Annotated in this window: 19 protein-coding genes and 1 riboswitch; of the genes, 8 read left to right on the top strand and 11 right to left on the bottom strand. The window is 69.3% G+C overall.

Annotated elements, in window-relative coordinates:
* Positions 1 to 55 precede the first annotated feature (55 nt).
* The 5 genes from ACIBNA_RS36290 to ACIBNA_RS36270 are packed head-to-tail and all read left to right on the top strand — an operon-like array spanning position 56 to position 5,158.
* Complete coding sequence (locus ACIBNA_RS36290) at positions 56 to 361, top strand: small secreted hydrophilic protein (RefSeq protein ID WP_399169459.1); 306 nt, start codon at positions 56 to 58, stop codon at positions 359 to 361.
* The gene (locus tag ACIBNA_RS36285) at positions 294 to 1,802 is read left to right on the top strand and encodes an ATP-binding protein (protein WP_399169458.1); all 1,509 of its coding nucleotides are present in this window, start codon (positions 294 to 296) and stop codon (positions 1,800 to 1,802) included. Before ACIBNA_RS36290 ends, ACIBNA_RS36285 begins: the two co-directional genes overlap by 68 nt.
* Positions 1,799 to 2,464, top strand: a complete 666-nt coding sequence (locus ACIBNA_RS36280; protein WP_399169457.1) for a response regulator transcription factor — start codon at positions 1,799 to 1,801, stop codon at positions 2,462 to 2,464. Before ACIBNA_RS36285 ends, ACIBNA_RS36280 begins: the two co-directional genes overlap by 4 nt.
* A gap of 57 nt (positions 2,465 to 2,521) precedes the next feature.
* Complete coding sequence (locus tag ACIBNA_RS36275) at positions 2,522 to 3,937, top strand: SLC13 family permease (protein WP_399169456.1); 1,416 nt, start codon at positions 2,522 to 2,524, stop codon at positions 3,935 to 3,937.
* Between the two features lie 9 nt (positions 3,938 to 3,946).
* Complete coding sequence (locus ACIBNA_RS36270; protein ID WP_399169455.1) at positions 3,947 to 5,158, top strand: glycerate kinase; 1,212 nt, start codon at positions 3,947 to 3,949, stop codon at positions 5,156 to 5,158.
* Here the strand turns inward: ACIBNA_RS36270 and ACIBNA_RS36265 are convergent.
* From ACIBNA_RS36265 to ACIBNA_RS36240, 6 genes are all read right to left on the bottom strand, one after another.
* Positions 5,113 to 6,480 (bottom strand): aminotransferase class V-fold PLP-dependent enzyme, encoded by a 1,368-nt coding sequence (locus ACIBNA_RS36265; RefSeq protein ID WP_399169454.1) that lies wholly within the window; start codon positions 6,478 to 6,480, stop codon positions 5,113 to 5,115. The genes ACIBNA_RS36270 and ACIBNA_RS36265 overlap by 46 nt on opposite strands.
* 146 nt (positions 6,481 to 6,626) lie before the next feature.
* Positions 6,627 to 6,743, bottom strand: a riboswitch (SAM riboswitch).
* 66 nt (positions 6,744 to 6,809) lie between these two features.
* Positions 6,810 to 7,874 carry an anthranilate phosphoribosyltransferase gene (trpD, locus tag ACIBNA_RS36260; protein ID WP_399169453.1) on the bottom strand — a complete coding sequence of 355 codons (1,065 nt, stop codon included), beginning with the start codon at positions 7,872 to 7,874 and terminating at the stop codon, positions 6,810 to 6,812.
* A 138-nt stretch (positions 7,875 to 8,012) separates the two neighbouring features.
* Complete coding sequence (locus tag ACIBNA_RS36255) at positions 8,013 to 9,635, bottom strand: cytochrome bc complex cytochrome b subunit (RefSeq protein ID WP_399169452.1); 1,623 nt, start codon at positions 9,633 to 9,635, stop codon at positions 8,013 to 8,015.
* Positions 9,632 to 10,702 (bottom strand): Rieske 2Fe-2S domain-containing protein, encoded by a 1,071-nt coding sequence (locus tag ACIBNA_RS36250; RefSeq protein WP_399169451.1) that lies wholly within the window; start codon positions 10,700 to 10,702, stop codon positions 9,632 to 9,634. The genes ACIBNA_RS36255 and ACIBNA_RS36250 overlap by 4 nt, the downstream gene beginning before the upstream one ends.
* On the bottom strand, positions 10,699 to 11,511 hold the full coding sequence (locus ACIBNA_RS36245; RefSeq protein ID WP_399169449.1) for a c-type cytochrome: 813 nt from the start codon (positions 11,509 to 11,511) through the stop codon (positions 10,699 to 10,701). Before ACIBNA_RS36245 ends, ACIBNA_RS36250 begins: the two co-directional genes overlap by 4 nt.
* Positions 11,512 to 11,588: 77 nt before the next feature.
* A complete protein-coding gene (locus tag ACIBNA_RS36240; RefSeq protein ID WP_184982935.1) occupies positions 11,589 to 12,209 on the bottom strand; it encodes a heme-copper oxidase subunit III in 621 nt (206 codons plus the stop codon).
* 144 nt (positions 12,210 to 12,353) lie between these two features.
* Between ACIBNA_RS36240 and ACIBNA_RS36235 the strand changes: the two genes are divergently transcribed.
* On the top strand, positions 12,354 to 12,755 hold the full coding sequence (locus ACIBNA_RS36235) for a hypothetical protein (RefSeq protein ID WP_274815707.1): 402 nt from the start codon (positions 12,354 to 12,356) through the stop codon (positions 12,753 to 12,755).
* A 79-nt stretch (positions 12,756 to 12,834) separates the two neighbouring features.
* Here the strand turns inward: ACIBNA_RS36235 and ACIBNA_RS36230 are convergent, their stop codons facing one another.
* From ACIBNA_RS36230 to coxB, 4 genes are all read right to left on the bottom strand, one after another.
* On the bottom strand, positions 12,835 to 14,091 hold the full coding sequence (locus ACIBNA_RS36230; RefSeq protein ID WP_399169447.1) for an Ig-like domain-containing protein: 1,257 nt from the start codon (positions 14,089 to 14,091) through the stop codon (positions 12,835 to 12,837).
* 131 nt (positions 14,092 to 14,222) lie between these two features.
* The gene (locus ACIBNA_RS36225; RefSeq protein ID WP_399169446.1) at positions 14,223 to 14,621 is read right to left on the bottom strand and encodes a cytochrome c oxidase subunit 4; all 399 of its coding nucleotides are present in this window, start codon (positions 14,619 to 14,621) and stop codon (positions 14,223 to 14,225) included.
* Positions 14,618 to 16,354: a cytochrome c oxidase subunit I gene (gene ctaD / locus ACIBNA_RS36220; protein WP_399169445.1), complete on the bottom strand. Its 1,737-nt coding sequence runs from the start codon at positions 16,352 to 16,354 to the stop codon at positions 14,618 to 14,620. Before ctaD ends, ACIBNA_RS36225 begins: the two co-directional genes overlap by 4 nt.
* A complete protein-coding gene (gene coxB, locus ACIBNA_RS36215; RefSeq protein WP_274815711.1) occupies positions 16,351 to 17,316 on the bottom strand; it encodes a cytochrome c oxidase subunit II in 966 nt (321 codons plus the stop codon). The genes ctaD and coxB overlap by 4 nt, the downstream gene beginning before the upstream one ends.
* Positions 17,317 to 17,604: 288 nt before the next feature.
* Here coxB and ACIBNA_RS36210 point away from each other — a divergent pair, with 288 nt between their 5' ends.
* Positions 17,605 to 18,984 (top strand): cysteine desulfurase/sulfurtransferase TusA family protein, encoded by a 1,380-nt coding sequence (locus tag ACIBNA_RS36210; RefSeq protein ID WP_399169444.1) that lies wholly within the window; start codon positions 17,605 to 17,607, stop codon positions 18,982 to 18,984.
* A gap of 63 nt (positions 18,985 to 19,047) precedes the next feature.
* On the opposite strand, the gene ACIBNA_RS36205 is transcribed toward ACIBNA_RS36210, so the two are convergent.
* On the bottom strand, positions 19,048 to 20,022 hold the full coding sequence (locus tag ACIBNA_RS36205; protein WP_399169443.1) for a carbohydrate kinase family protein: 975 nt from the start codon (positions 20,020 to 20,022) through the stop codon (positions 19,048 to 19,050).
* Positions 20,023 to 20,155: 133 nt separating this feature from the next.
* On the opposite strand from ACIBNA_RS36205, the gene ACIBNA_RS36200 reads away from it, so the two are divergent.
* Positions 20,156 to 20,365 (top strand): hypothetical protein, encoded by a 210-nt coding sequence (locus ACIBNA_RS36200; RefSeq protein ID WP_399169442.1) that lies wholly within the window; start codon positions 20,156 to 20,158, stop codon positions 20,363 to 20,365.
* Positions 20,366 to 20,442 lie beyond the last annotated feature (77 nt).

The following is a 20,442-nucleotide window of genomic DNA, read 5'->3' as shown; positions in this document are numbered from 1 at the left end:
GTTCTTCATCCGGCCCTCATCCTTCTCACCGTGTTCCCGGCGAATGATCGGGCACATGGCTTTCACTCGTCGTATGGCGGCCCTGTCCGCCGTCGTTCTGATCCCGCTGGGTATCGCCGCGACCAGTTTCGCGCTCTCGGACCGCCCGGAGTCTCCGAAGGTCCCCTCAAAGGTGGTGCTGGACAGCGACTCCCCCAAGCCCACGCCCACCCCCGAGCCCACACCCGATCCCTCTCCGGACGACGAGGTCGTGCCGCGGCAGCCGGTGACCGACAGCCCCACGATGGATGACGATGACGACGACCACGGTCAGGGCGCCGGAGACGACGGGCCCGACGACGGACGCGACGGCACCAACTGACCCGGCCCGTCGGCGGATCACCGCCCGGGTCCGCATCCTGCTGTGGTTGCTGCTCGTCATGGCGGTAGCGCTGATCGAGGTGACCACGACCACCCGCTCGTTCCTGATGCGGGACGTCGACAACCGGATCAACCGTCTGCTCACTCAGGAGGCCGACGAGTTCGCCGGCTTCGAGGAGCGGGGCAGGGACCCCGAGACGAACCGTCCGTTCACCACCGCGCCCCGCCTGCTGACGGTCTTCCTCCAGCAGCAGAACCCCGACGCCGACGAGGAACTGATCGGCCTGGTCCGCAGGCCGGACGGTGACCTGGGCCAGATCCGGCAGCAGGGCGCCATCCGCGCGGGGCTGCCCCTCCACCGGGACGCCGACGCCAGACGCCGCATCTTCGACTCGCCGGAGTCCTCCGGCACCGTGCAGCGGCCGCAGGGCGAGATCCGGTGGGCCAAGGTCACGGTGGCCCAGGCGGGTGCGGAGCCGGACGCCGCGTTCGTCGTGGCCATCCACCCGGAGCCCGAGCGGCAGCGGGTGAACAGGGTGTTCCGCACCCTGCTGATCATCTCCGGCGTCGCCGTGCTGCTCACCACCGGCATCGCCTGGGTGGTCGCCGGACGCATCCTCAGGCCGGTGCGGCTGGTGCGCACCGCGGCTGCGGAGATCACCGAGCAGGACCTCACCCGCAGGATCCCGGTGCACGGCAACGACGACATAGCGGCTCTCGCCGAGACCTTCAACGGCATGCTCGACCGTCTGGACCGGGCCTTCGCCGCGCAGCGCGAGTTCGTCGACGACGCGGGCCACGAGCTGCGCACCCCGATCACCATCGTGCGGGGTCATCTGGAGGTCATGGGCGACGACCCGGCCGAACGCGAGGAGACGGTCCGGCTGGTCACCGACGAACTCGACCGGATGAGCCGCATCGTCGAGGACCTGCTGGTCCTGGCCAAGACCGAACGTCCCGACTTCGTCGTCCCCGAGCCGGCTCAGGTAGCCGAACTCACCGCCGACGTCTTCGTCAAGGCCCGCACCCTGGGCGAGCGCGACTGGCGGCTGGCCGAGGTCGCCGACGTGGAGAGCGAACTGGACTTCCAGCGGATCACCCAGGCCATGGTGCAGCTCGCGCAGAACGCCGTGCAGCACACCATGCCCGGCCAGACCGTCCGCATCGGCTCCCGGACTGCCGGCCCGCACGTCGAGCTGTACGTCGCCGACTCGGGCACCGGTGTCCAGCCGCAGGACACCGAGGTCATCTTCGAACGCTTCCGGCGAGGCACCGCCCGGCGAGGCGCACGCGGCTCCGGCGCCGGACTCGGGCTGGCCATCGTCAAGGCCATCGCCGAGGGGCACCACGGCCACGTCCGGCTGTCCGACACCCCCGGCGGCGGCGCCACCTTCACCCTCGTTCTGCACGCGTCACAGGCACCGGAAGGCCATCACACGTGAACCGCATCCTCATCGTCGAGGACGAGGAGCGCATCGCCTCCTTCATCGAGAAGGGCCTGCGCTCGAACGGATTCACCACGACCGTCGTCACCGACGGCGATGCCGGCTACGAGTACGCCCTGACCGGCGGCTTCGACCTCGTCGTCCTCGACATCAACCTGCCCGGCCGCGACGGCTTCACGATCCTGCGCGAACTGCGCGAGGCACGGGTGACCACCCCGGTGATCGTGCTGACCGCACGCGACTCCGTACGGGACGCGGTGGCCGGCCTGGAGGGCGGCGCCGACGACTGGATGACCAAGCCGTTCCGCTTCGAGGAACTGCTCGCCCGGGTCCGCCTCAGGCTGCGTACGGCGGCCCGGGCACCGGAGGTGACCGTGCTCAGGGCCGGTTCGCTGAGCCTGGACCTGCGCACCCGGCGCGCCAGGTCCGGGGAGCAGACCGTCGACCTGACGGCCCGTGAGTTCGTCCTGCTGGAGCTGTTCCTGCGGCACCCGGGGCAGGTGCTGTCCCGCGAGCAGATCCTCTCCCACGTGTGGGGCTACGACTTCGACCCCGGTTCCAACATCGTGGACGTCTATGTCCGCACACTGCGCAAGAAGCTCGGCGCGGAGCGGGTGGAGACCGTGCGCGGGATGGGGTACCGGCTTCCCACCGGGTGAAGTTCCTTTCATGTTCGGCTCATCGACGGCTCACCGCCCGGATGAACCCTCGATGACGTGACATGGAACCCACGAGCTCTCACTGCCCTGTGCGTGGCACTGTCGCTGTGCGCTCTGCTGGCCGTCCCGGGGAACTTCCCGGGACTCGGCGGTGACGCCCGCTTCACCCTCGCCGTGTTCGTCCTGGCGACCTGTGCGTGGATCGGAACGCCGATAGACGACACGTACATCGCGCTGGGCGCCGCACTGGCGCTCACGGTGACCGGTGTGATCAGCAACGACACCCTGTTCGGCACTCTCGGCGACTCCACCGTGTGGCTGCTGATCTGCGCGTTCGTCCTGGCGGCGGCGGTGTCGCGGACCGGGCTCGCCGGCCGTGCGGCGGTCTTCCTCGTCAGCGGAGCCCGCACCGTGCGGCAACTCGTGCACCTGACGACGACGGCCCTGGTCGTCACGGCGTTCGCGGTGCCGGCCACCTCCGGGCGGGCCGCGCTGGCGCTGCCGGTGTTCCTGGCCCTCGCCAAGGTCCTCGCCGACCGAAAACGACTGGTCGTGATGCTGGCGCTGCTCTTCCCGACCGTGATCCTGCTATCGGCAGTGGCGACTTTGATCGGTGCCGGCGCGCATCTGATCACCGTGTCGGTGCTGTTCGAGGCGACCGGGCAGCACATCGGCTTCACGGAGTGGCTGCTGCTGGGCCTTCCGCTGGCCGTGGTGTCGTCCCACCTGGCCGCCGAGCTGGTGCTGCTGACGATGACGCGACGCGAGGACCGGCGCGGCCCCGTCCACATCACCGCCCAGCAGATCCAGGAGCACAGCGAACAGGCGGTCACCGGCCCGTGGACGCAGGCCGAGAAGCGTTGCGCCCTACTGCTCGCCACGGTCGTGCTGCTGTGGTGCAGCGAGCCGCTGCACCACCTGCCGCCCGCGATCGTGGCACTGATCGGCGCGGTCGTGGCCGCCTCGCCCGCACTCGGCACCGTACGCCTGAAGGACGCGCTGAAGACCGTCCCCTGGTCGCTGCTGTTGTTCATGGCGGCGACGATGGCGATGGGCGTCGCGCTCGCCGACTCGGGAGCGGCGAAGTGGCTGGTCTCCGGCCTGCCGACGAACGAGCCCCCGATGGTGTTCCTGGCGATAGTGATCGTCATCAGCACGGCGGCCCACCTGGTCCTGCAGTCCCGCTCCGCCCGCTCCTCGGTCCTGGTCCCGCTGGTCGTGGCCGCCTCCGTCGGCGTCGGCGTCAACCCGGTCGCCGCCGCGCTCGCCTCCACCGCCGCCGCCGGCTTCTGCCACACGCTGCCCGCCTCCGCCAAGCCGGTCACGCTCTTCGCGCAGATCCCCGGCACCCCCACCTACGCCCCGCGCGACCTGCTGCGGCTGTCCGCCTTCCTGGCCCCGCTGACCGCCGCGCTCGTCCTGCTCTTCGCCGTCGCAATCTGGCCGTTGCTCGGCGTCTCCGTCACCCGCTAAGGAGCCCTCATGCTGAACCGTGTCGTCGTAGCCCCCAGTGGTTTCAAGGAGTCCCTGTCCGCGGAGGCCGCCGCCGACGCCATCGCGGCCGGCGTACGCCGGGTCCTGCCCGACGCCGAGCTGGACCTCGTCCCGCTGGTGGACGGCGGCGAGGGCACGGCCCTCGCCCTGGCCGCGGCGACCGGGGGCAGACTCGTCCCCGTACCCGCCACCGGTCCGATCGGCGAGACCGTCGGCTCCCACTTCGCCCTGCTGGGCTCCGGGGACACGGCGGTGGTGGAGATGGCGGCGGTCGCGGGCCTCTCCCTCGTCCCGCGCGACCTGCGCGACCCGGGCGCCACCACCACCTACGGCGTCGGCGAACTGATCCGGGCCGCACTCGACTCGGGCGTCCGGCGGATCCTCGTCGGCTGCGGCGACTCGGGCACCTCCGACGGCGGCGCGGGCGCGCTCCAGGCGCTCGGGGCCCGGCTGCTGGACGAGCAGGGCGAGGAACTCCCGGTCGGGGGCCGGGAGCTGACGCGGCTGCACCGCATCGACCCGAGGGGCCTGGACACCCGCCTGGCGGGCGTGGAGCTGCTCGTCGCCTGCAACCCGTACAACGTGCTGTGCGGAGAGCGGGGCGTGGCCCGGGTCTTCGGCCCGCAGAAGGGCGCGACGCCCGAGCAGGTGGAGCAGTTGTCGGCCGGACTGGAGAACTGGGCCTTCGTCCTCACCCGCGATGTCGCCGTCCCGGACAGCAACCTCCGGTACGGTCCCGGAACCGGGGCCTCCGGCGGCCTGGGCGCCGGCCTCGCCGCCCTCGGCGCCCGTCTCCTGCCCCGCTTCGACGTGCTGCTGGACCACCTCGACCTGGACGCCCGGCTGGCCGGCGCGGACCTGGTGATCACCGCCGAGGGCGCCCTGGACCACCAGACGCCGCGCGGCAAGGTCCCGGCCGAGGTGGCCCGCCGGGCCAAGCTCCACGGCCGCCCGGTGCTGGCCCTGGCGGGCACGCTCGGCGAGGGCGCGCACGAGGTGCCCGGCGTGGACGCGTTCAGCGGCATCCTGCCGGCCCCGATGGCCCTGGCGGAGGCGCTGCTCCGGGCGAGCGAACTGCTCACCGACGCCACGGAACGCGCCCTGCGGATGATCGTTCTGGGCGCCCGGCTACCGGTGGTCTGCGCACCGGCCGTTCAGGCGGAGGTATCCGGCACGCAACGCCCGTCCTCCGTGCGGTAGTTCCACTGCGCACCGTCCGTCACGAGCTCCTTCACGGCCCGCACGAACCGCTCCACGTGCTCGTCCGGCGTGCCCGCGCCGAAGCTCACGCGGATGGCGTTGAGGGACTTCTCGCCGGGCGCCGCCTCCGGTGCGCCGCACTCGCCCTGCGTCTGCGGGTCGCTGCCGAGCAGCGTGCGCACCAGCGGGTGGGCGCAGAAGAGCCCGTCCCGTACGCCGATGCCGTACTCGGCGGACAGGGCGGCGGCGAAGTGCGAGCTGTTCCAGCCCTCGACGACGAAGGAGAGCACTCCCACGCGCGGCGCGTCGTCCCCGAACAGGGACAGGAACCGCACCTGAGGGACGTCGGCGAGCCCCTCCCGCACCTTGGCGACCAGGTACTGCTCGCGGGCGACGAGCGTGTCGAAGCCGGCCTCCGTCAGCGCCTTGCAGGCGGAGGCGAGTGCGTAGGCGCCGATGACGTTGGGCGATCCGGCCTCGTGCCGGGCGGCGCTGTCGTGCCACTCCACGTCCACTCCCCCGTCCGTGCGCCGGGTGACCTTGCGGCTGGCGCCGCCGCCCGCGAGGTACGGCTCGGCCTCGCGCAGCCAGTCGGCCCGCCCGGCCAGCACACCGGAGCCGAAGGGCGCGTACAGCTTGTGCCCGGAGAAGGCGACCCAGTCGACGTCGAGGTCCTTGACGGACACGGGGTGGTGCGGGGCCAGCTGGGCGGCGTCGAGCACGATCCGGGCGCCGTGGGCGTGCGCGGCCGCCGCGAGCTCCCGTACGGGCCACAGCTCGCCGGTGACGTTCGAGGCGCCGGTGACGCAGACCAGGGCCGGCCCGTGGGGGTCCCGCTCGGCGAGGGCGCGCTCCAGCGTCTCGACGGCCCGGCGGGGGCTGCGCGGGGCGTCGAGGAAGGTGACGCGGGCGTCGCGCCAGGGCAGCAGGGAGGCGTGGTGCTCGGTCTCGAAGACGAAGACCTGGCAGCCGGCCGGGAGCGCGGCGGCGAGGAGGTTGAGGGAGTCGGTGGTGGACCGGGTGAAGACGACCTGGTCACCGCCGCGGCAGTCGAGGAACTCCGCGACCGTCCGGCGGGCGTTCTCGAACAGATCGGTCGACAGCTGGGACAGGTACCCGGCACCGCGGTGGACGCTGCCGTAGTACGGCGCGTAGGCGGCGACGTCGTCCCAGACGCGCTGGAGCGCCGGGGCGCTGGCGGCGTAGTCGAGCGCGGCGTAGGTGACCTCGCCACCGGTGACGAGCGGGACGGTGACATCCCGGCCCAGCACGGGCAGCGGGGCACAGACGGACGGGGCGGCGGCCACGGTGGAGACGGACATGACGGAACTCCCGTGAGAGACAGGGGGTGAAGAGAAAAAGGGTGCGCGGAGGCGGGGCTCTGCGGCCCTAGCGCATTCGCTTGCTCACGGAAGACTCCTCGAGGACCAGGACCCCTGGCCCCACGCTTTTCCAAAAGCGTGCGAGGGGTCCGCGCTTGCCGTAGACCTTGCTGACTACGGCCTGGTCTTCACCCGGGGCACCCCGCCACGGACGGAGGGTTGCCGGACAGTCGGCCGGGGCCTCATGACTGTCACTCATGACCTGGAAAGGAACGTACGAGAATGATCGAGGTCCCGCAACCCGCGTCCGGATTGCGGGACACCCCGCGCTACGCGTTGCTCGCCGCCACCCACCGCTCCAGGGTCCGCTTGGCGGCCCCGGAGTCGATCGATTCGGCCGCCTTCGCCATGCCGGCGCGGATCTGCTCGGCCAGCGTCCCCGGGCCGGGGTCGAGGGCCACCAGGGCCGCCGCCGAGTTCAGCAGGACCGCGTCTCTCACCGGGCCCGTCTCACCGTCCAGCAGACGGCGGGCGACCTCCGCGTTGTAGGAGGCGTCCGCGCCGCGCAGCGCCTCCACGGGGACGAGTTCGATGCCCACGTCGCGCGGGTCGAAGGACTCCTCGGTCACCTTGCCGTCCCGGACGATCCACACCCGGGACGTAGCCGTGGTGGTCAGTTCGTCGAGGCCGTCGTCGCCCCGGAAGACCAGGGACGAGTTGCCGCGCTCGGCGAAGACGCCCGCGACGATCGGCGCCATGCGCGGGTCCGCGACGCCGACGGCCTGGGCCCGTACCTTCGCGGGATTGGTCAGCGGACCGAGGACGTTGAAGATCGTCCGGATGCCCAGCTGTCCGCGCGCCGCACCCGCGTGCCGCATCGCCGGGTGGAACTTGGCCGCGAAGCAGAAGGTGATCCCGGCGTCCTCGGCGACCTGGGCCACCCGGTGCGTCGGCAGTTCCAGATTGACGCCGAGCTTCTCCAGCACGTCCGACGCCCCGGACGCCGATGACGCCGCGCGGTTGCCGTGCTTGACGACCTTCGCACCCGTGCCGGCGATGACGATCGCCGACATCGTGGAGATGTTGACGGTCTTCGCCCCGTCGCCGCCCGTGCCGACGATGTCGACGGCCGGGCCCGGCACCTCGATCACGTTCGCGTGCTCGTACATCGCCCGGACGAATCCGGCGATCTCCTCGACCGTCTCGCCCTTGGCCCGCAGCGCCACCACGAACCCGGCGATCTGCGCGTCCGTCGCCTCGCCGCGCATGATCAGGTCCATCGCCCACGCGGTGTCGTCGGCGGTCAGGTCCCGGCGGTCCAGCAGACCGTTCAACAGCAGGGGCCAGGAGCGGCCCGCCGCGGTGTCGCCTCCAGCGGGGATCACAGCGCTCATAAGCCGCTCCAGGGTCAGGCGTCCCGCACTACGGGACGAGAGTCTCAACGAGGTCCACCCTATCCAGCCGCAGGGCACGGCGAAGGGCCCCGTCCGAACACCGGACGGGGCCCTTGGCGTGGCGTGGCGAAGCAGTGATCAGTGGTGGCCGTGGCCGCTGGTGATCTCCCGGTACTCCTCGGCGGTGGGCTTCGGGATCTGGGCTCCCTCGCCGTAGTAGGACTCGCTGAGCTTGGCGCGCAGCTTCTCGGAGCCCTTCACCTTGCGCTCGACACCGTTCTCGTCGACCGTCGGGCCGATCTCGACCGGCTGGTACTGCTCGTGCGCCGTGAGCGTGTACATCTGCTCCTGGCTGAGCGGCTCGTGCACCTCGATGAACTCACCGTGCGGCAGGCGCTTGATGATGCCCGACTCGCGGCCGTGCAGCACCTTCTCCTTGTCCCGGCGCTGGAGGCCGAGGCAGATGCGCTTGGTGATGATGAACGCGATGACCGGCCCGGCGAAGAACCCGATCCGGACGAACCAGGTGACCGCGTTGATCGACAGGTGGAAGTGGGTGGCGACGATGTCGTTGCCACCGCCGATCAGCATGATCATGTAGCCGGTGACCCACGCGACACCGAAGGCGGTGCGCGTCGGGGCGTTGCGCGGCCGGTCCAGGATGTGGTGCTCGCGCTTGTCCCCGGTGACCCACGACTCGATGAACGGGTAGAGGGCGATGATCCCGAGGAAGAGACCGAACAGCACCAGCGGGATGAACACGCCCAGGACGAGCGTGTGACCCCAGAAGTCGATCTCCCAGCCGGGCATGGCCCGGACCAGACCCTCGGCGAAGCCCATGTACCAGTCGGGCTGTGCACCCGTCGACACCTGGTCGGGCCGGTAGGGGCCCAGGACCCAGATCGGGTTGACGGTCGCGATGCCGGCGAGGGCCGCGATGACACCGAAGACCAGGAAGAAGTAGCCCCCGGCCTTGGCCATGTAGACCGGCAGCAGCGGCATGCCGACGACGTTCTTGTTGGTCCGGCCGGGACCCGCGTACTGCGTGTGCTTGTGGTAGACGACCAGGATCAGGTGGCCGACCACGAGCCCGAGCATGATGCCCGGCAGCAGCAGGATGTGGATCGAGTAGAACCGGGCGACGAAGTCGGTGCCCGGGAACTCCCCGCCGAACAGGAACATCGAGATGTAGGTGCCGACGATCGGCATGGACAGGATCGCGCCCTGCGTGAAGCGGACGCCGGTGCCGGAGAGCAGGTCGTCCGGGAGCGAGTAGCCGGTGAAACCGGTGAACATGCCCAGGACGAACAGCAGGAAGCCGAACAGCCAGTTGATCTCGCGCGGCTTGCGGAACGCGCCGGTGAAGAAGACGCGCATCATGTGCACGAACATGCCGGCGAGGAAGATGATCGCCGCCCAGTGGTGGATCTGCCGGATGAGCAGACCGCCGCGCACGTCGAAGCTGATGTCCAGGGTGGAGGCGAACGCCTCCGACATCAGCTGCCCCTGGAGCGGGACGTAACTGCCGTGGTACTCCACCTCGTTCATCGACGGGTGGAAGAACAGCGTCAGGTACACACCCGTCAGGATGATGATGATGAAGCTGTAGAGGCAGATCTCACCCAGCATGAAGGACCAGTGGTCCGGGAAGATCTTGCGCATGTTGGCCTTGGCCAGGGAGTAGATCCCGAGGCGGCCGTCGGCCCAGTCGGCGACCCGCTCGCCCGCGGGTGCCTTGCGGCGTTCTTGTTCAGTGCTCATCCGCGCTCCCAGAAAGCAGGGCCGACGGGCTCTGCGAAGTCGCCGAGCGCCTCGAGGTAGCCCTCGTCGTTCACGCCGATGCGGAGCTGCGGCAGGGCGTGACCAGCGGGACCGAAGATCACTCGGGCACCGTCGGAGAGGTCGAAGGTGGACTGGTGGCAGGGGCAGAGCACGTGGTGCGTCTGCTGCTCGTACAGGGAGATCGGGCAACCGACGTGGGTGCAGATCTTCGAGTACGCGACGATGCCCTCGTGCGACCACTCGAGCTCGCGCTTGTCCTTGATGTTCTCCGGCTGGATCCGGACGATCATCAGGGCGGCCTTGGCGATCTCGTTCTGGAACTCGTGGTCGTGCTCCTCCAGGCCCTCGGGCTTGGCGAAGGTCAGCGAGCCGACCGCGACGTCCGACGGACGCAGCGGCTCGTTCGTGTTCATGTTGACGAGCAGCTTGCCCTTGGACCAGAGCGTGTGACGCAGCTTGTCCTCGGGCAGCGGGCCGAGGTCGCGCAGCAGCACGACACCGGAGAGCGGCAACAGCGTGAGCGCGCCGAACATGGTGGTGCGGATCAGCCTGCGGCGGCCGATCGCGGACTCCTTGGCGCCCTGATTGAAGTCCGCGAAGACCTTCTCGCGGACCTCGGGCTCCGCCTCGATCGGGTGCCGCTCGTCGGCGACCTCCACGTCCGACATCAGGGTGCGGGCCCAGTGGACGGCGCCCGCGCCGATGCAGAACAGCGCGATGCCGAGCGTCATGCCCAGCGCGAAGTTCAGCGCACTGATGTGGCCGAGCGGGAAGATGTAGACCGACTTGTCGACCGGGATCGCCACGAATGCGGCGATGAAGGCGATGGTGGCCAGCATCGACACCGTGAACATCAGGGCGACCGAACGCTCGGACCGCTTGGCGGCCCGCTCGTCGACGTCCTGGATCCGGTGCTCGTGGGGGGGCAGGCCCGGGTCGGCGAACGGATGCTCGTCCGCGGGGCTCAGCGCCCCGTGCCCGTGCTCGTCATGTCCTGCGGACTGCTCGGCAGGCAGGTTCTCTTCGGGAATGTCTTGGCTACTCATGACTTCTTGGCCTTTGCGGTCCGGGCGGCGACCCACACGGCGACGGCGATCAGCCCGCCGAGACCGAAGATCCAGCCGAACAGGCCCTCGCTGACCGGCCCGAGGCCGCCGAGCTCGAGACCGCCGGGGCTCTCGGACTTGCTGCTGTTGACCGCGTCCAGGTACGCGATGATGTCCTTCTTGTTCTTCTCCGACAGCGTGGTGTCGGGGAAGGACGGCATGTTCTGCGGGCCGGTCTCCATGGCCTCGTAGATGTGCTTCGGGGAGACACCCTCGAGGTCCGGTGCGTACTTGCCGTGCGTCAGCGCACCGCCCTTGCCGGTGAAGTTGTGGCACTGCGCGCAGTTGGTGCGGAACAGCTCACCGCCCTTGGCGATGTCGGCGCCCTGGGGGCCGTACTGCTCCTCGTTCGGGATGGCAGGCCCGGCGCCCAGCGAGGCGATGTAGGCCGCGAGCTGGTCGATCTCGGCCTGGCTGTAGATGTTCTTCTTCTTGGGGACCTGCGGACCCTGGGAGGTGGCGGCCGGCATACGGCCGGTGGCCACCTGGAAGTCCACGGCCGCGGCGCCCACACCCACCAGGCTCGGCCCGTCGGAGGTTCCCTGACCGCCGGTGCCGTGGCAACTGGCGCAGCCGACCGAGTAGAGCTTCTTGCCCTCCTCGATGGTGAGGGACTGGGCGGTTTCGTCGGCCTCAGCCTTGCTCGTGGGTGCGAACACGGCGTACAGCCCCCCGCTGAAGAGCAGCGCGAGGAGTAGGACGACGACCGCCGCCAACGGGTGGCGTCGTCGTGCGGAGAGCTTTTTCACGGATTACCCCGGTGTCAGGATCTTCTGCGTCGGTGCTTCTGGGATGCGTGCCTCGTCGGGCGCGCGCTGCGGTCCCGCTACTTGATCATGTAGATCGTGGCGAAGAGGCCGATCCAGACGACATCGACGAAGTGCCAGTAATAGGACACGACGATCGCGGCGGTCGCCTGCTCGTGGGTGAACCTCCGGGCCGCGTAGGTCCGGCCCAGGACCAGCAGGAAGGCGATGAGACCGCCCGTCACATGCAGGCCGTGGAAGCCGGTGGTCAGGTAGAAGACCGAGCCGTATGGATCGGAGGACAGGGACAGGCCCGCCTCCTTGACCAGCTCGGTGTACTCGAAGACCTGACCGCCGATGAAGATCGCACCCATGACGAAGGTGACGATGAACCACATCCGCAGCTTCTTCACGTCACCGCGCTCGGCGGCGAAGACGCCGAGCTGGCAGGTGAGCGAGGAGAGCACCAGGATGGTGGTGTTCGCCGCCGAGAACGGGAAGTTGAGATGGCTCGCCATCTCCTTCCAGTGATCGGGACCCGTCACCGATCGCAGGGTGAAGTACATCGCGAAGAGGGCCGCGAAGAACATCAGCTCGGAACTCAGCCAGATGATGGTTCCGACGCTGGTGAGGTTCGGCCGGTTGACCGACGGGTGCGCGTGCCCGGTTTCTACTGTCGTTGCTGTCGCCACGACCGACATTATGTCGGTCGCTTATCCCGCCCTCACTCCGGGGGGTGCCGTTCGGAGTGTTGGAGCCGGTCGTACCGGTGTTGACGTGGTGTTCAAGGGAGTAGCATCCGCCCATCGGGCCTGTCCTTACGACGCTGACGTCACGGAGGAACAATGCAGCCGACCGCCACGGTGCTGGTCTACAGCGACGACTCCAACACCCGCGAGCAGGTGCGGCTCGCCACGGGACGGCGGCCGGCGCCGGACGTTCCCTTGGTGGAGTTCGTGGAGTGTGCGACTCCGGGTGCGGTACTCAAGGAGCTGGACCGGGGTGGGATCGACGTCTGTGTGCTGGACGGCGAGGCCGTGCCGATGGGGGGTATGGGGCTCTGCCGGCAGATCAAGGACGAGGTGTTCGACTGTCCGCCGGTGTTGTTGCTGATCGGGCGGCCGCAGGATGCGTGGCTCGCGACCTGGAGCCGGGCTGAGAGTGCGGTGACCCTGCCGGTGGAGCCGGTGGAGTTCGCCTCTGCGCTGGCTTCCCTGTTGCGGTCGAGGGCGGCTTTGAACGCCTAGGAGCTCGGGGGTTCCTCATCGTCGGCGGGTGCGGGTGGTCTGTGGCTTGTCGCGCAGTTCCCCGCGCCCCTGAAGGCGTTCAGGCGCTCTGCGGCCTCAGGCGGGCCCTGTCCGCCGGTGTGGGCCCCTCTGGGGTGCCGGCTGCCAGGGCGCTGCCCGTGCGCCACTGCTTCCACTCGAGGTTCCAGTCGCCGAAGCCGTTGCCGAAGGGGGCCATCGTGTCGCCGGAGGAGTTTATGACCTTGACGATGTCGCCCTCGCGGATGTTCTCGTAGAACCACGCGGCGTTCTCGGTGCTCATGCCGGTGCAGCCGTGGCTGACGTTGGCGTACCCCTGGGAGCCCACCGACCAGGGGGCGGCGTGGACGTACTCGCCGCTGTTGGTGACCCTGACGGAGTGGTGCACGATCAGGTCGTAGAAGTCCGAGGCGCCGATGCTGGCGCTGGTCATGCGGACGGTGCCTTCCTTGGCCAGGACGACCTTGACGCCGTTGCGGGTGTCGTAGCCGGGCCTGCCCGTGGTCACCGGGATCTGCCGGACGATCTCGTCGTTCTTGTGGACGGTCATCCGGTGCGCCGCGACGTCCGTGACGGCGACGACCTTGTCCGCCGTGGTGATCGTCAGCGGCTTGGCCTTGCCGCCCCACATCCGGTCGCCGATCTTGATGCCCGGCAGGTTGCTGCGCACCTGGACGGTGGCCTGTGCGGGCCAGTAGTCCTTCGGGCGGTAGTGGAGCTTCTTGTCGTCCACCCAGTGCCAGGCGCCGTCCGCCGCGGGCATGGAGGAGACCTTGAGGGCCCGTTCGACGACGGCCCGCTGGGCCCTGTCCTTGACGGGCCGGCTCAGCTCGGCCGTGATGGGCTGGCCGACGCCGTAGGTGCCCGCCTTGGGGCCGAAGGTGACGTCCAGGCGCTTTTGCGTGGTGGGCTTGCCGGTGGCGAAGGTGAGGACCTTGCGGCCGGGTGCCCCGTCCTCGTCCTCGGTGCTCACACGGACCGTGTAGCCGGCGTCGGCGGCGAGCGGTGAGGTGCTGTGCCAGCGGCCGCCGTCGGCGGCGAGTTCGCCGGCCACGTAGCGTCCGGCGGCGTCGTAGGCCGTGACGTCCGTGATGCGCCCGTTGGAGTCCTCGGCGACCACTTCCAGGGGCTTGTCCGGGTCGGCCTTCTTGCGGCCCTGTGAGGGGGCGTTGAAGGAGATCTGGTCCGCCGCGTCGTAGGGGCGGTGGGAGAGGGGGTTGCCGTCCGAGCCGCAGGCGGTGACGCCCGCGCAGAGGGCTATCACCAGCAGCGTGCAGCTGACGACGGTGCGGGGGCGGGAGATCGCTGTGTGGCTCATGGCCTCACGCTAGGAAGCCGCGTCAACTGCGGCACGCCGGGTGACTCGTACGAGTGACATGTATTGCTGCAAAAGCAGGGGCCCGGACGCTCCTTGCGGAGTGTCCGGGCCCCTGAAGAGCTCGGCTCGTGTTACTGGGTGCGGTTCTCACCGCGGTAGTACTCGAAGACCCAGCCCCAGACGCCGATCAGGACGATCGGCAGCGAGAAGTACAGCAGCCACCAGCCGATCGCGATGGACAGGAAGGCGAGGGCGCCACCGATCGCCAGGGAGAGCGGCTGCCAGCTGTGCGGGCTGAAGAACCCGACCTCGCCGGCGTCGTCCGCTACGTCCGCCTCCTTGTCGTCCTGCGCGCCCACGTCGACCCGCCTGGCCGTGAAGCCGAGGTAGAAGCCGATCATGATGCACAGGCCGAAGGTCAGGAAGAGGGCCGTGGTACCGGCCGGCTCCTTCGACCACACGCCATAGACCACAGCCATGGCGAGGACGAAGACGCTCAGCCACATGAACATCTTGCCCTGGATCTTCACTTGCCGGCCTCCTTGCCACCAGCGATGGCCTTCTCTCCGTGACCGACGTTCTCGAGCTGGTCGAGGGCGGCGATCTCCGGGTGGTGCAGGTCGAACGCCGGGGATTCACTGCGGATCCGCGGCATGGTGAGGAAGTTGTGCCGCGGCGGCGGGCAGGAGGTGGCCCACTCCAGGGAGCGGCCGTAGCCCCACGGGTCGTCGACGCCGACCGGCTTGCCGTACTTGGCCGTCTTCCAGACGTTGTAGAAGAACGGCAGGATCGACATGCCGAGCAGGAACGAGCTGATCGTCGAGATCGTGTTCAGCGCGGTGAAGCCGTCGGCCGCGAGGTAGTCCGCGTACCGGCGCGGCATGCCCTCGGCACCCAGCCAGTGCTGGACCAGGAACGTGCCGTGGAAGCCGATGAACAGCGTCCAGAAGGTGATCTTGCCGAGGCGCTCGTCCAGCATCTTGCCGGTCCACTTCGGCCACCAGAAGTGGAAGCCGGAGAACATCGCGAAGACCACGGTGCCGAAGACGACGTAGTGGAAGTGGGCCACCACGAAGTACGAGTCGGAGACGTGGAAGTCCATCGGCGGCGAGGCCAGGATGACACCGGTCAGACCACCGAAGGTGAAGGTGATCAGGAAGCCGGTCGCCCACAGCATCGGTGTCTCGAAGGACAGCGAGCCCTTCCACATGGTGCCGATCCAGTTGAAGAACTTCACACCGGTCGGGACCGCGATCAGGAAGGTCATGAAGGAGAAGAACGGCAGCAGCACACCGCCGGTGACGTACATGTGGTGCGCCCACACCGTCACGGACAGACCCGCGATCGCGATGGTCGCGCCGATCAGACCCGTGTAACCGAACATCGGCTTGCGGGAGAAGACCGGAATGACCTCGGAGATGATACCGAAGAACGGCAGCGCGATGATGTACACCTCTGGATGGCCGAAGAACCAGAAGAGGTGCTGCCACAGCAACGCGCCGCCGTTGGCGGAGTCGAAGACGTGGGCACCGAACTTGCGGTCCGCCTCCAGGGCGAACAGCGCCGCGGCCAGGACCGGGAAGGCCAGCAGGACCAGCACACCGGTCAGCAGCACGTTCCAGGTGAAGATCGGCATGCGGAACATCGTCATGCCCGGGGCGCGCATGCAGATGATCGTGGTGATGAAGTTGACCGAGCCGAGGATGGTGCCGAAGCCGGAGAAGGCCAGACCCATGATCCACATGTCGGCGCCGATGCCCGGCGAGCGGACCGCGTCCGACAGCGGGCTGTAGGCGAACCAGCCGAAGTCGGCCGCGCCCTGCGGCGTCAGGAAGCCCCCGACCGCGATGAGCGAGCCGAACAGGTACAGCCAGTAGGCGAACATGTTCAGCCGGGGGAAGGCCACGTCCGGCGCGCCGATCTGGAGCGGCATGATCCAGTTCGCGAAGCCGGCGAACAGCGGCGTCGCGAACATCAGCAGCATGATCGTGCCGTGCATCGTGAACGCCTGGTTGAACTGCTCGTTCGACATGATCTGCAGACCAGGCCGGGCGAGCTCGGCGCGCATGAACAGCGCCATCACGCCACCGATGACGAAGAACGCGAACGACGTGGCCAGGTACAGCGTGCCGATCGTCTTGTGGTCCGTGGTCGTCAGCCACTTGATGACCACGCTGCCGCGGTTCTGGCGCCTGACCGGCAGCTCGTCCTCGTAGTGGGACCCTGCTGCCGCGGCACCCTGGGGTTCGTTGAGGATGCTCACAGGTTGTTCGTCTCCCGGTTCTTCTCGTGGCTCGTCTGCGCGATGCCGGCGGGAACGTAACCGGTCTGCTGCTTGTCCACGAGGTCCTTGAGGTGCTGCTCGTAGCGCTCGGGGGAGACGACCTTCACGTTGAACAGCATCCGAGAGTGGTCGACGCCGCAGAGCTCGGCGCACTTGCCCAGGAAGGTGCCCTCCTTGTTGGGGGTCACCTCGAAGGCGTTGGTGTGGCCCGGGATGACGTCCTGCTTCATCAGGAACGGCACCACCCAGAAGGAGTGGATGACGTCACGCGAGGTGAGGACGAAGCGGACCGTCTTGCCCTTGGGCAGCCAGAGCGTCGGACCCGGGTTGTTGGTCTGCGGGTTCCGCGTACCGGGGGTGCCGCAGTCGTAGACGCCGCCGGCGCCTGCCGGGAAGTCGTCCTTGAACCGGTCCGGGATCGCGTCCAGGTCCGGGGACTTCTTGGCGTCACCGGTGGAACCGGCGACCGGCTCGATGTAGTTGAAGCACCAGCTCCACTGGAAGCCGACCACGTTGACCGTGACGTCGGGCTTCTTCTTGAGGCTGAGCAGCTCGGACTCGTCACGGGCGGTGAAGTAGAACAGCACCGAGACGATGATGAGCGGGACCACTGTGTACAGCGCCTCGATGGGCATGTTGTACCGGGTCTGCGGAGGAACCTCGACCTTGGTGCGGCTGCGCCGGTGGAAGAAAGCACTCCACAGGATCAGACCCCACACCAGCACGCCAACGGCGAGCGCAGCCGCCCAGGACCCCTGCCACAGGGAGAGGATCCGCGGAGCCTCTTCCGTGGTCGGGGTGGGCATACCAAGGCGGGGGAAGTCTTCCCAGTTGTACGAGCAACCGGTGGCTGTCGCCAAGACCAGGCCCGCGGTCAGTGCCTGCAGCAGCTTCCGCCGCATCGGGCGCCGCGGCGAGCGGTCGGAGCCGTTGGGACTCACGTAGCGCCTTCCCGAGAGTCTCGCCCGCGCGGATCGGCTGCGGCCTGGCCTTCTCGCTGGTCGGTCGCCGCCCTGCGTCGGGCAGGGGTTTGGATGTTTATGCGGACCAAACCCTAGCCGACGCCCGCCGGGGGTTCGCGGGGAGGGGGGCGTTCGCGCGCCGTCGGTCACCCCGAAGGGGTGGGGTGGGCGCGTAATGGGTCGGGGGTGCGGCTTGTGAGGCGAGTGCGGGTGGGTTGTGGTTGTTCGCGCAGTTCCCCGCGCCCCTGAGGGGGTTAGCGTTGCTGTGTGGCTTACTTCGATGCTGCTTCCTCCGCTCCTTTGCATCCCGTTGCTCGTCAGGCGCTGTTGGCCTCGCTCGATGAGGGGTGGGCCGATCCTGCTCGGCTTTACCGGGAAGGGCGGCGGGCTCGGATGGTGCTCGATGCCGCTCGGGAAGCTGCCGCCGAGGCCGTGGGGTGTCGGGCGGACGAGTTGGTTTTCGTCTCGTCGGGGACCCGGGCCGTGCATGCGGGGATCGCGGGGGCGTTGGCCGGGCGGCGGCGGGCCGGGCGTCACCTGATCGTGTCGACGGTCGAACACTCCTCCGTCCTGCACTCGGCCGAGGTGCACGAGGCGGCCGGCGGGACGGTCACACAGGTGCCGGTGGACCGGGGCGGGGTGGTGGATCCGGCGGCGTACGGCGCTGCCCTGCGCGCGGACACGGCACTGGCCTGTCTCCAGTCGGCCAACCACGAGGTGGGGACCGAGCAGCCGGTGGCCGAGGTGGCCGAGGTGTGCCGGGCGGCGGGGGTGCCGTTGCTGGTGGACGCGGCGCAGTCGCTGGGCTGGGGGCCGGTGGAGGGTGACTGGTCGCTGCTCACGGCCAGCGCCCACAAGTGGGGTGGCCCGGCCGGGGTCGGCCTGCTCGTCGTCCGCAAGGGTGTTCGGTTCGCGCCGCAAGGGCCGGTGGACGAGCGGGAGTCGGGGCGGGCGGCCGGTTTCGAGAACATCCCGGCGATCGTGGCGGCGGCCGCGTCGCTGCGGGCCGTACGGGCCGAGGCGGCCGAGGAGGCCCTGCGGCTGCGGGAGCTGACGGAGCGGATCCGGGTACGGGTGCCGCAGGCGGTGCCGGACGTCGAGGTGGTCGGCGATCCGGTGCGCAGGCTGCCCGGCGTCGTCACGTTCTCCTGTCTCTATGTCGACGGGGAGACCCTGCTGCACGAGCTGGACCGGGAGGGTTTCTCGGTCTCGTCCGGATCGTCCTGCACGAGCAGCACGCTGACGCCGAGCCATGTGCTCCGGGCGATGGGCGTGCTGAGTGAGGGGAACGTGCGGGTTTCGCTGCCGCTGGGGGTGGCGGAGGAGGATGTCGAGCGGTTCCTGGAGGTGCTGCCAGGGGCTGTGGCGGCGATGCGGGAGAAATTGGGGGCGCCAGTCGCCTCGCAGGTGGCTCGCGAGGAGGACGTCCTGGTGGTGGATTCCCTGGGCAAGCGGTGCCCGATCCCGGTGATCGAGCTGGCCAAGGTCATCCGCGATGTGCCGGTGGGCGGACTCGTCCGTGTCCTCTCCGACGACGAGGCGGCGCGGCTGGACATTCCCGCGTGGTGCGAGATGAGAGGCCATGAGTACGTCGGGGAGGAGCCGGCGGACCGAGGAACGGCGTACCTGGTCCGCCGGCTGAGCTAAGAGGCTCAAGGGGCGCGGGGAACTGCGCGAAGTACCCCCGCGCGCCCGGAGCCGAAAGCGGTCTCAGGCCAGATGGGCCTGCACCTCCGCCGCCGCTTCATCCCCGTACGCCTTCGTGAACCGCTCCATGAAGTGCCCCCGCCGCAGCTGGTACTCCTGTGTCCCCACCGTCTCGATGACGAGAGTCGCCAGCATGCAGCCGACCTGCGCGGCACGCTCCAGGGAGACGCCCCACGCGAGGCCCGAGAGGAACCCGGCACGGAAGGCGTCGCCGACGCCGGTCGGGTCGGCCTTGCGCTCCTCGTCGGGGGTGCCGACCTCGATCGGGTCCTCGCCGGCCCGCTCGATGCGCACGCCCTGCGCGCCGAGGGTGGTCACCCGGTGGCCCACCCTGGACAGGATCTCCGCGTCGGTCCAGCCGGTCTTGGACTCGATGAGGCCCTTCTCGTACTCGTTGGAGAACAGGTACGTCGCCCCGTCCAGCAGGATGCGGATCTCCTCGCCCTCCATGCGGGCGATCTGCTGGGAGAAGTCGGCGGCGAACGGGATGGACCGGGAGCGGCACTCCTCGGTGTGGCGGAGCATGGCCTCCGGGTCGTCCGCGCCGATGGAGACCAGGTCGAGACCGCCGACGCGGTCGGCGACGGTCTTCAGCTCGATGAGCCGGGCCTCGCTCATGGCGCCGGTGTAGAAGGAGCCGATCTGGTTGTGATCGGAGTCGGTGGTGCACACGAAGCGGGCGGTGTGCAGCGTGTCGGAGATGCGGACGGATTCGGTGTCGACGCCGTGCCGGTCGAGCCAGGCCCGGTACTCGTCGAAGTCCGCGCCCGCGGCGCCGACCAGGATCGGGCGGGTGCCGAGCTGTCCCATGCCGAACGCGATGTTCGCGGCGACACCCCCGCGGCGGACGTCGAGTGTGTCGACCAGGAACGACAGCGAGACCGTGTGCAGTTGGTCCGCTACGAGCTGGTCGGCGAAGCGGCCGGGGAAGGTCATGAGGTGGTCGGTGGCGATGGAGCCGGTGACTGCGATGCGCACGGCGTGGACTCTCCTGAGGGGAGGCGGACCTTGACGCTTCACGCTATCGGGTGGGCGGGGCCTGTCTGAAGGCAAGGAAACTACCCGATAGTAGATCTTTCTCCGTGAGGTCCGGCGTGCCTACGGTGCCGATATGACGAACCTCAAGGTCCAGGTGCCCGTTCCGGTCGATCTCGAAGGCGACCTGGCGTCGCTGCCGGGGTACGGGGCCCGGATGGCTCCCCACTGGGTGGTTCCCGACCGGGTCGCCTCCCGGCCGGTCTCCCCGGCCCTGATCCACGGTGTGACCGTACCGCAGGCGTCGGCGCGGCTGCTCGACGCGATGTCGGACTACGGGGACTGAAGGGAGCATTACCGGGAACCGTGCGCTCCCCCGCTGCGTCCCATCGCTGTCCCCCGTAAAGGGGAGGCGGGATACGA

The sequence above is a fragment of the Streptomyces sp. NPDC050164 genome, from assembly GCF_044459945.1.
In the GTDB taxonomy this organism is placed as follows: Bacteria; Actinomycetota; Actinomycetes; order Streptomycetales; family Streptomycetaceae; genus Streptomyces; species Streptomyces coeruleorubidus_A.
Note: the sequence above shows the minus strand (reverse complement) of the source record. Positions and strands in the feature narration are given on the sequence as shown.